Origin of the sequence: Agathobaculum sp. (assembly GCF_050946325.1) — a bacterium.
Lineage (GTDB): Bacteria > Bacillota > Clostridia > Oscillospirales > Butyricicoccaceae > Agathobaculum.
This window is the reverse complement of record NZ_JBMNUP010000068.1, coordinates 1-9,069: the sequence shown is the minus strand read 5'-3', so window position 1 is coordinate 9,069 and position 9,069 is coordinate 1. Positions and strand designations below refer to the sequence as shown.

General features: G+C 54.0%; 7 protein-coding genes. 6 read left to right on the top strand and 1 reads right to left on the bottom strand.

All coding sequences use genetic code 11. The features are described 5' to 3' along the window. A partial coding sequence (locus ACOYIE_RS06685; protein WP_433411634.1) for an SDR family oxidoreductase occupies nucleotides 1–439 on the top strand: 439 nt, incomplete at its 5' end. Between the two features lie 68 nt (nucleotides 440–507). Here ACOYIE_RS06685 and ACOYIE_RS06680 read toward each other — a convergent pair. After that, complete coding sequence (locus ACOYIE_RS06680) at nucleotides 508–1,446, bottom strand: hypothetical protein (protein ID WP_433411631.1); 939 nt, start codon at nucleotides 1,444–1,446, stop codon at nucleotides 508–510. 291 nt (nucleotides 1,447–1,737) lie between these two features. Here ACOYIE_RS06680 and rlmB point away from each other — a divergent pair, with 291 nt between their 5' ends. The 5 genes from rlmB to ACOYIE_RS06655 form a co-directional block, all read left to right on the top strand. Then, complete coding sequence (gene rlmB / locus ACOYIE_RS06675) at nucleotides 1,738–2,511, top strand: 23S rRNA (guanosine(2251)-2'-O)-methyltransferase RlmB (RefSeq protein ID WP_433411629.1); 774 nt, start codon at nucleotides 1,738–1,740, stop codon at nucleotides 2,509–2,511. 19 nt (nucleotides 2,512–2,530) lie between these two features. Then, nucleotides 2,531–4,780 (top strand): hypothetical protein, encoded by a 2,250-nt coding sequence (locus ACOYIE_RS06670; protein WP_433411627.1) that lies wholly within the window; start codon nucleotides 2,531–2,533, stop codon nucleotides 4,778–4,780. A gap of 472 nt (nucleotides 4,781–5,252) precedes the next feature. Further along, on the top strand, nucleotides 5,253–7,337 hold the full coding sequence (locus tag ACOYIE_RS06665) for an elongation factor G (protein ID WP_433411625.1): 2,085 nt from the start codon (nucleotides 5,253–5,255) through the stop codon (nucleotides 7,335–7,337). Nucleotides 7,338–7,514: 177 nt separating this feature from the next. Beyond that, the gene (locus ACOYIE_RS06660; RefSeq protein WP_433411622.1) at nucleotides 7,515–7,760 is read left to right on the top strand and encodes a DUF6061 family protein; all 246 of its coding nucleotides are present in this window, start codon (nucleotides 7,515–7,517) and stop codon (nucleotides 7,758–7,760) included. A gap of 229 nt (nucleotides 7,761–7,989) precedes the next feature. Next, nucleotides 7,990–9,069 (top strand): SAP domain-containing protein (locus ACOYIE_RS06655; protein WP_433411620.1); only part of this gene is annotated, 1,080 nt, incomplete at its 3' end.

Sequence of the window (9,069 nt, the reverse complement as noted above, 5' to 3'; positions counted from 1 at the left end):
TTGGGATGATGTGATTGCAGTCAACCTTACAAGCCAGTTCATTATGTGCCAGCAGGCTGCGAAGATCATGGTCAAGAAGGGCTACGGCAAGATTATCACTGTTTCGTCCATGTCCTCTTTCTTCGGCGGACAGAACGTCGTCGCCTATTCTGCGGCTAAGGGTGGTGTGGCGCAGATGACCAAGTGCATGTCCAACGACCTGCTTGAATGCGGCGTCAATGTCAATTCGATTGCGCCCGGCTATTTTGCAACCGACATGTGCGCGGCGCTGCTCGACCCGTCCAACTATCGTTATAAAGAGATCTGCGACCGGATTCCGGCGCACCGCTGGGGCCAGCCGGCGGATATGAAGGGCGCCTGCCTGTTCCTTGCCTCCCATGCGAGCGACTATCTTGGCGGTGCGATTCTGCCGGTGGACGGCGGATACCTGTGCAAATAAGCACAGGGCTGCAAAAAAAAGACTTTGGAAGATTGCTTCCAAAGTCTTTTTCTTTATATTTACAATATTTATACGCTGCGAACCAGTTCGTCCAATTTGTCCTGTATGATGCGCTGCTGCTGCGCGCATTGTTCCTGCATGGCGTAGAGCTGCTCCAACACGGTTTGAATCTGCTCCTGCGTCTGCTCCAGCTGCGCCTGTGCGCCCTGGATGTGGTCAAGCACGGCCCAGTCGGCCAGCAGGCCGTCAAAAAAGTAATCGGCAAAGCGGAGAAAGCCGTCCACCCGCACCTGTATATCGGCGCGGATGGTGATATCGCTCAGCTCGGCCTGGAAACGCCGAAGCCGCTCCTGCAGCACGGCTGCATGCTCCTGCGCTTCGTCCAGCTGGCTGTGCTTGGCCATGGTGGTAAGCAGCCCGCCGCCGAACAGGTCGAATGTGCCCCAGCCTTCTGCGCTGGACAAGCTGCCGCCAAGCGCATTGGCCGCGCTGCCGGCGGCCTGTCCGGCATCAATGGCCTCGTTGAGCTCTTTCATAAGCTGCTTTTGCGCGGCAGCCCGCTGTTCCAGCTGTATAATATCCGCCGCCTGCGCCGCGCCGCGCTGCTTGAGCAGGTCGGCCTTGGCTGCAAGCGCTTCCGCGTAACGTGTTCCGCAGCCGTGCAGCGCTGTCAGTTCAGCGTCGCAGCGGAGCAGCTCCTGCCGAACCGTTTTGATTTCGCGCAGCACGCCCTCATGGCGCAGCGCTGCGGCGTAGGCCTGCTGCTGCTCCGTGCTGAGCCGTTCTTCTTTTTTGCCGGTAATGCCATAGAAAAGCGCGGCAAGGCTGTGCCCTTCCAGCCGGTCGACATCCCGCTGTTCTTTTGCGCGGATAGCGGCAAGCTCTTGTTCGCGGCTTTCCAGCTCGCGGAGCTGGTCATACAGGCGCTGCTGCATGGCGCGCAGCTTGTTTTGCCGCGCGATTTGTTCGCTGCAGATGCGGAGCGTTTCGTCATATGGCGTCGTCATATGTTTTCCTCCTGTCTTTGGTAAGAACATTATAGCACAGCGGCGCGATATTATCGAGAAAATAAACAAAAAAATGTGGAAAAAAGCAAGAAAAACAAGCAAGTTGCATGTTTTCGGCGGGATGCGTTGAATGTGGGGAGCGGGGTGTGGTATAATAGCCGCAAGACGGCTATTGTACGTTTGGAAATGCGATGATACGATCGGCAGCTCCCAGTCGGGTGTTTCGGATGAAATTGCGCTGCCTGATGGGGTATAACAGCCGGCATCTGATGTTGTGGAGCGTAAATGTATATGGCATATGAAAAGGAAAAACGCCGCCGTTCTGCGGCGGAGCAGGACAGTACGCTGATTGAGGGACGCAATGCAGTATTGGAAACGCTGCGCGCCGGACGCGCGGTGGATAAGGTGTTCCTGGCGGAAGGTGCGCGCGGCGGAGATATTGCGGCAGAAGCCAGGCGGCGCGGCATACCGGTTGTTGCCTGTGACCGCCGCAAGCTCGACCATATGAGCCCGACGGGCAGTCATCAGGGTGTGATTGCCCAGATTGCAGCGCAGGAATACGTCTCGCTGGACGATATTTTCCGCGTGGCAGAGGAGCGGGGGGAGCCGCCGCTCGTCGTTGTGTGCGACGGCATTGAGGACCCGCATAACCTTGGCGCAATCATCCGTTCGGCGGAAACCGCCGGCGCGCATGGGGTGATTATTCCGAAACGGCGTGCCGTTGGCCTGACCGCAGCGGTCGCCCGCGCGGCGGCGGGGGCGCTGGCCTATGTGGGGATTCACAAGGCGGGCAATCTGGCCAGCACGCTGGACGAACTGAAGGAGCGCGGCCTGTGGCTGTTCGGCGCGGAGGCGGACGGCACGGTCAGCCTGTATGACGCGGCCTTCGCCCGGCCGACTGCAATTGTAATCGGCTCGGAGGGACAGGGCCTCAGCCGGCTGACACGCGATAAGTGCGATTATATTGTCAGTATCCCGATGCGGGGAAAGGTCAATTCGCTCAACGCCTCGAATGCTGCCGCGGTTATGCTGTTTGAGGCTGTGCGCCGCCGCATGCAGGCTTAAAGGAGGAAATGGGGAACATATGGGCAAAATGGACGATACCATGAATTTGGACGCACTCAAGGATTTGCTGAATGGTGTGCCGGATACAGACGAATTTGATTTGGATTCGATTATTGCAGAAGTAGAGGGCAGAGCACCGGCGGCGGAGCCGAAGCAGGCGCCGCAGCCTGCATCCGAACCTCCCAGACCGGCGCCGCGCCGCGTGGAGCCGCAAAAGCAGGAAGCGGCTGCCATGCCGCGCGCAAAAGAAGCACAGCGCGCGCGTACTGTACCGCAGGAAGAGACTGCGCCGCGCCGCACCGCGCCGAAAAAACGGCCTGTCGCGCAGCAGGAAGAATTGCCGGACCTTTCCGCTTTTACGGATGAGGAGGACCCCCGTGCCGCGCGTATTGCCGCGCGGGAGGCAAAAGCTGCCGCCAGAAGGGAAAAAGCTGCGGCAAAAGCTGCTGTAAAGGCGGCCCGCCGTGCGGCCGAGACAGAATATGATGAGCAGGACGACGAAGCGGCCGCGTATGAAAAAACGCCGTCCCGTTCGCCGCGGCGTGCAGAAAAGATGACGCGCAAAGAAGCCAAAGCGGCGCGCATTGCGGCCGAACAGGCGGAGGAAGAAGAAGATATTGAGCTGCGCGACCCGGCGCAGGCCGCCCGCTCATTCAAACGCAGGGCGCAGGGCCTGTCCGCCCGTTCGACGCTGGTGCTGCTGCTGACGGCAGCTGCGGCGTATATCAGCCTTGCGCCCGGTATGGAAAAGCTGCCGCTGCCAACGGTGCTGGACATTTCAGTAAATCCGCTGATCGGCGTAGGCGTATTGCTGCTACTGCAGTTTATTGCGCTGTTTATAGGTGTGGATGTGTTTGGCATGGGCTTTTACAGCCTGTTCCATGGGGCGCCCGACCGTGCGACGCTGGTTTCTTTTGCCGTGCTGGCTGCGCTGCTGCACGGTGCATCTATCATTGTGTTTGATAACCAGGCAGGCGTTGAAATACCGTATCTGGCGGTTAGTATGCTGATGCTGTATGCAGCCATGCGGGAAGAGAGAAACCGGTATGCTGCGCGGGCGCGCGCCTATCAGGCAATCTGTTCGGCAGAGCAGCCGATGGCGATTTACAGCCATTATGACAAGGAGGACGATGCGTGCCGCGCGGCCAAAGGGCCGCTGCATGCGGAAGATGCCTTTTTGACCGAGATGGAGCGTCCGGATTCGGCCGACCGTTTTGCGATGATCTATGTGCCGATTGCTTTGGCTGCATCCATTATTTTCGCGCTGCTGGCATCGGTTGGCAGAGGGGAGCCGGTGCGCTTTTTCTGGGCGTTTTCCGCCATTCTGTCTGTGTCTGCACCGCTGGGCCTTCTGTGCGCATTCGGCGCAAGCTATAATAATGTTTCGCGCCGCCTGCTGCGTTCGGGCGCTGCTATTGCAGGCGCGCGGCAGGCTGACCTGCTGCGTGGTACGGAGGAAATTGTGCTGACAGAAAACGATCTGTTTCCGGCAGGTTCGATTGCACTGGAATCGCTTCAGAACATGGGGCGGATTTCGGACGACAGAATTCTGGCATGCGCCGCCGCGCTGACGGATGCCGCGGGCCTGGAACTGGGCCGTGTGCTGACAGAGGCAACGCGCGAACGCTATGGCGCGACGCTGTCCGCACGCAATGTGCAGATGGTGGAGGGCGGCTTGGCCGGTGAGGTTGGCACCAGCCGCGTTGTGCTGGGCACGGCCGCGCTGATGGTCAATATGGGCATGCGTATCCGCGCGGGACAGAGCGGCGTGCATGCGTATCTGGTGGTAAACGGCGAACTGGCCGGTGTGCTGACGCTGCGCTATCAGCCGACGAAGAGTACATATCAGGCGATGCGCCTGATGCGCCGTATGCATATGAACGCGGTTTTGGCCGTGCAGGATTTCAATATCTCACCCGCGATGGTGGAGAGCGAGTTCGATTTGCGGCGCGGCTTTGCCGACCAGCCGGCGCCGGACGCTGCGCAGCGGCTGACCGAGCCTTCCTACACGGAAGGGGGCGCGCCTGCGGCGATTCTGACGCGGGACGGTGCAGGACCGCTTGTGCAGGTGCTGCGGTGTGCGGATAAACTGGCCGGTGCCGTGCGTTCTAATTTGACATTGGGCGCCTTTGCGGGCATCTGCGGTATGCTGATTGTATTTTATCTGGTCAGCCAGAACGCGGTAGACGCATTGCCGGTGCGCAATCTGCTGCTGTATCTGCTGCTTTGGTATGCGCCTGTGTTTCTGATTACCCAACAGACGCACTGAAAATTTGAAAAATGAAGCAAAAGGCCTGCCGCCAGCGTAAAATCACGTTGGCGGCAGGCCTTTGGTATGAAAGAAAAGAAGTGAAAAAATGAAACAGCACAGATGTATCGCCTGCTCCGCGTTACAGCGGAAGAACAGACAGAACAGAAAAAACAGCCAGCGCCAGCGCCAGTACGGCGGCGGCTGTTGCGATATATGCATGCGTCATGGCGAAGCCCCCCTTGCGCAGATATCTGTAAAAATCCTTACATATATATAACGTTTGAGACTGCGGTTTTGTGACAGAAAAATGGCGAAAAATAAAAAATTTTTTGCGGAGGAACAAGCCGGAATCTGCCGGAAACACAACATTAAAAATGCACAAAAAACACCTTGCATAGAAGTGCGTAATCGTGTATAATAACAAACAGGGGATTTATTCCCGACAACTAAGCGCCCGCGTGAAGGCATGGGCAGGGGAGTGTTTATCAATATGGCCAATTACCCAGTCAACAAAATCCGTAACGTATGCTTAATGGGGCACGGCGGCGACGGTAAAACCTCGCTGGTCGAGAGCCTGCTGAATACTGCCGGAGTAACCGACCGACTCGGAAAGATTCCAGACGGCAATACTGTCTGTGACTCCGATCCGGAGGAGATCAAGCGAAAGTTCTCTATTTCAACGGCCGTTGCGCCGGTGGAATGGAACGGCTGCAAGATCAACCTGCTTGATACCCCGGGCTTCTTTGATTTTGAAAGCGAAGTAAGCTGCGCGCTGCGCGTGGCTGAGTCTGCGCTGATTGTTGCTACGGGCAAATCCGGCCCGGGCGTCGGCACGGAAAAGGCGTGGGAGCGCTGCGAGGAGCGCGGCATGCCCCGTATGTTCTATATTTCCAAAATTGATGAGGAAAATTCCGACTATTACAATTCTCTGCACAAGCTGCAAAAGCAGTTCGGCGTAACGGTGGCTCCGATTGTCGTTCCGATTTTTGAGGGCAATCGGGATACGGTCGGCGTAGTGGATTGCGTTATCCGCAAAGCTTACCGCATGGAAGGCAATAAGCGTGTGGAGATTCCGATTCCGGAAAATATGGTGGAAAAGGTTGACCAGCACCGTGCCGCACTGTGTGAGAATATCGCAGAGCTGTCCGAAGAGCTGATGGAACGCTATTTTGCGGGCGAAGAGTTTTCGGATGACGAGCTGATTGCAGGTATCCGCCAGGGCGTGAAGGACCTGGTGATTGCGCCTGTGTTCTGCGGCACCGCGGCAACCGGCATTGGTTCCTATGCGCTTTTGAAGGGCATTGCGGACTATATGCCGTCGCCTGACGAAAAGCCGGTGGAAATCTGCGAAGATGAAAAGGGCGAACTGATTGAAATCAACTGCACGCCCAACGGCTCCGCCTGTGCTTTCGTATTCAAGACGGTTGCCGACCAGTACGGCCGCTTCTCCTATTTCAAGGTGATGTCGGGCGAGGTCAAGCAGGATATGACGCTGGTCAACAAGCGCGCGGACGCAAATGAGAAGATGGGCCACATCTTTACGGTCTGCGGCAAGAAGACCACGGAAGTGCCTGTCATCGGCTGCGGCGATATCGGCGCGGTTTCCAAGCTGGTTACGACCAAAACGGGCGATACCCTTTCGATGAATGTGCGCAAGGTGGAGCTGGAGCCGATTGCGTTCAAGCAGCCGTGCTATACGCAGGGCATTGCGCCCAAGGTAAAGGGCGCGGAAGAGAAAATTTCTGCCGGCCTGTCGCGTCTGCATGATGAGGACCCCTCGTTTGAAACGGAGTTCAATCCGGAAACCAAGCAGCATACGATTTCCGGCGCGGGCGATATCCATCTGGATGTGCTCTGCTCCAAGCTGAAGGATAAATTCGGTGTAGAAGTAGAGCTGACCCCGCCGATTGTGCCGTACCGCGAAAAGATTCGCAAGCCGGTCACGGTGGAAGGCAAGCACAAGAAGCAGTCGGGCGGACATGGACAGTACGGCCATGTTAAGATGGAATTTGCCCCCTATCCGGAAGGCGACTATCTGTTTGAAGAGAAGATTTTCGGCGGTTCGGTGCCGAAAAACTTCCATCCGGCAGTTGATAAGGGCATTCGGGAAGCGATGGAGCACGGTGTGCTGGCCGGCTATCCGATGGTTGGCCTGCGCGCAACCCTGCTGGACGGCTCCTACCATGATGTAGACTCGAATGAACTGTCCTTTAAGATGGCGGCTCGCCTGGCTTATAAGGCGGGTATCCCGCAGGCAAGCCCTGTTCTTCTGGAACCCGTCTGCTCGATGAAGGTTCTGGTTCCGGACTCCTATATGGGCGATGTAATCGGTGATTTGAACAAGCGGCGCGGCCGTATTATGGGTATGAACCCGGTGGACGGCGGCAAGCAGGAGATCGTTGCGGAGTGCCCGATGGCCGAGCTTGCGGATTATGCGATTACGCTGCGTTCGATGACGCAGGGCCGCGGTTCGTTTGTATCCACCTTTGAACGGTATGACGAAGCGCCGGTTCCGGTGCAGGAAAAGGTGATTGCTGCGAACAAGGCAAGACTGGAAGCGCTGAATAAGGAATAAAAACGACAAAACCGGCCGCATTAGACGGGTGCTCGTAAGACAGTAATTCTAAAAATTACTATTTTACGGCATCTGTCTGACAGGGTTGGAAACAACAACGAAAAGAACGATGTCGAGTCGCATGACCGGCATCGTTCTTTTTTGCAACAAAATATTAGAATTACGGAGGTATTTACCATGAAACACCTGTTATCTTGTGAATTTAACCTTGATACTGCTTGTGTAGAGTTTTGCTTTTCAGATGGTAGCATGGTTTCTATCGACACTATCGCTGTAGAAAATGAGGTAGCGAACAATATGTATCAACAGTCGGAACTCGACTATCTAATCTATAATGACCCTGCTGCATATGCTGATTTAATCCTTAACGGCGATCCTGCTGTCTACCTCAAGACAGTTACAGAATACCAACGCCTTGATTGATTGTTGCTAACGAGCAAGAGCTGCCCTACCATTCAGCGGGGCAGCTCTTGTTTGACCATAGCGGTGTCCATAAAAAGTTACGTTTTACTCTGGTGAACTTGAAAACCAATCTTGAAAAATGCGGTGTCTTCTTGTACAATAATGTGTGTACACACAAGAGTATAGTTAAGTAGACAGACGAAGACGAAAATTATAACATAGCCGACTTATGATTATCGAGGAGAACAGTATGGGATTGTTTGATTTATTCAAGAAAAAAGAAAAGGCTGCACAAGCAACACAGATCAAAAAACAGGAAGGCACAATACCCCAAACGAAAAAGGGGGATTACCAACCAGAAGAATATTACACGGATGTTATAGCAGAAGGTACCTCCTTCGAAAAGAGCGTGATATCCTTTGAAGAACGAAAGAAAACAGCAATCCCCTCTGCCAAAGGGCTCTATCCGGCAGAAATTCTGCTGTTGGAGTACTGTTCTAAAGGTGCTTATCCTGGCCCCAAAAACGGATATCCAGGATTCTGGTGGTTCGAATATGGTATCCGTAATGTGGATGTAGTCCTTAAAAATTTGGAAGAACGTGGCTATATTGCGTTTGCTTCTGCCAAAGAATCCGTAAATGATTTAACAGTTTCTCAGCTGAAAGAACTGCTTATGAAGCATGGAGAGTCTACCACTGGAAAGAAGGCGGAGTTGGTAGCTCGTGTATCTGACACAATATCGGAAGAAACGCTACTTTCAGCAGGTGTTCGGCCAAAATACAGATTGACCGAAACTGGAGCACAGGAATTAAGTGAAAACGCATATGTTCCCTATATGCATAAAGCTCCTAATAAAACAACCGAAGATACTCGATTCGGATTGGCATTTAATGTTTGGAGTATTAATAAACTTCTTGGTTCTGGCGATAAGTCTAATTGGAAAAAAATCGTAGATGAGCAAGAACACAAAATAAACAAAGAAATAGCAGACAGAAATGATGCTTTTATGAAGGATTTGAAAAAGATTGATCCGGAGGGATACAGGGTATTAAAAACTCAAGATCAACAGATTGAGGCTGTCCAAAAAGCAAAAGAAAAATTCAATGAAGATAGAGATATAGATACATATATTGCTTTTTGGGAAACCCTTTGGAAAAACGGTGGACTAAAATTCGAGGGTGCAGGCTGGCACTTTGAATTGCCGGATTTATATATTAAATCTAAGAGGTATGATGATGCTCTTGCCTTTGTGACAAAGCTAAAGAAACAGAAGCCGACTTATGCACATAAAGCAGATGCCTATATTAAAAAAATTGAAGAATTAAAGGCG

Bases quoted from the DNA above. Each gene is read 5' to 3' on its own strand.
- ACOYIE_RS06680 (WP_433411631.1), bottom strand. From the start codon at position 1,446: ATGACGACGCCATATGACGAAACGCTCCGCATCTGCAGCGAACAAATC.
- rlmB (WP_433411629.1), top strand. From the start codon at position 1,738: ATGGCATATGAAAAGGAAAAACGCCGCCGTTCTGCGGCGGAGCAGGAC.
- ACOYIE_RS06670 (WP_433411627.1), top strand. From the start codon at position 2,531: ATGGGCAAAATGGACGATACCATGAATTTGGACGCACTCAAGGATTTG.
- ACOYIE_RS06665 (WP_433411625.1), top strand. From the start codon at position 5,253: ATGGCCAATTACCCAGTCAACAAAATCCGTAACGTATGCTTAATGGGG.
- ACOYIE_RS06660 (WP_433411622.1), top strand. From the start codon at position 7,515: ATGAAACACCTGTTATCTTGTGAATTTAACCTTGATACTGCTTGTGTA.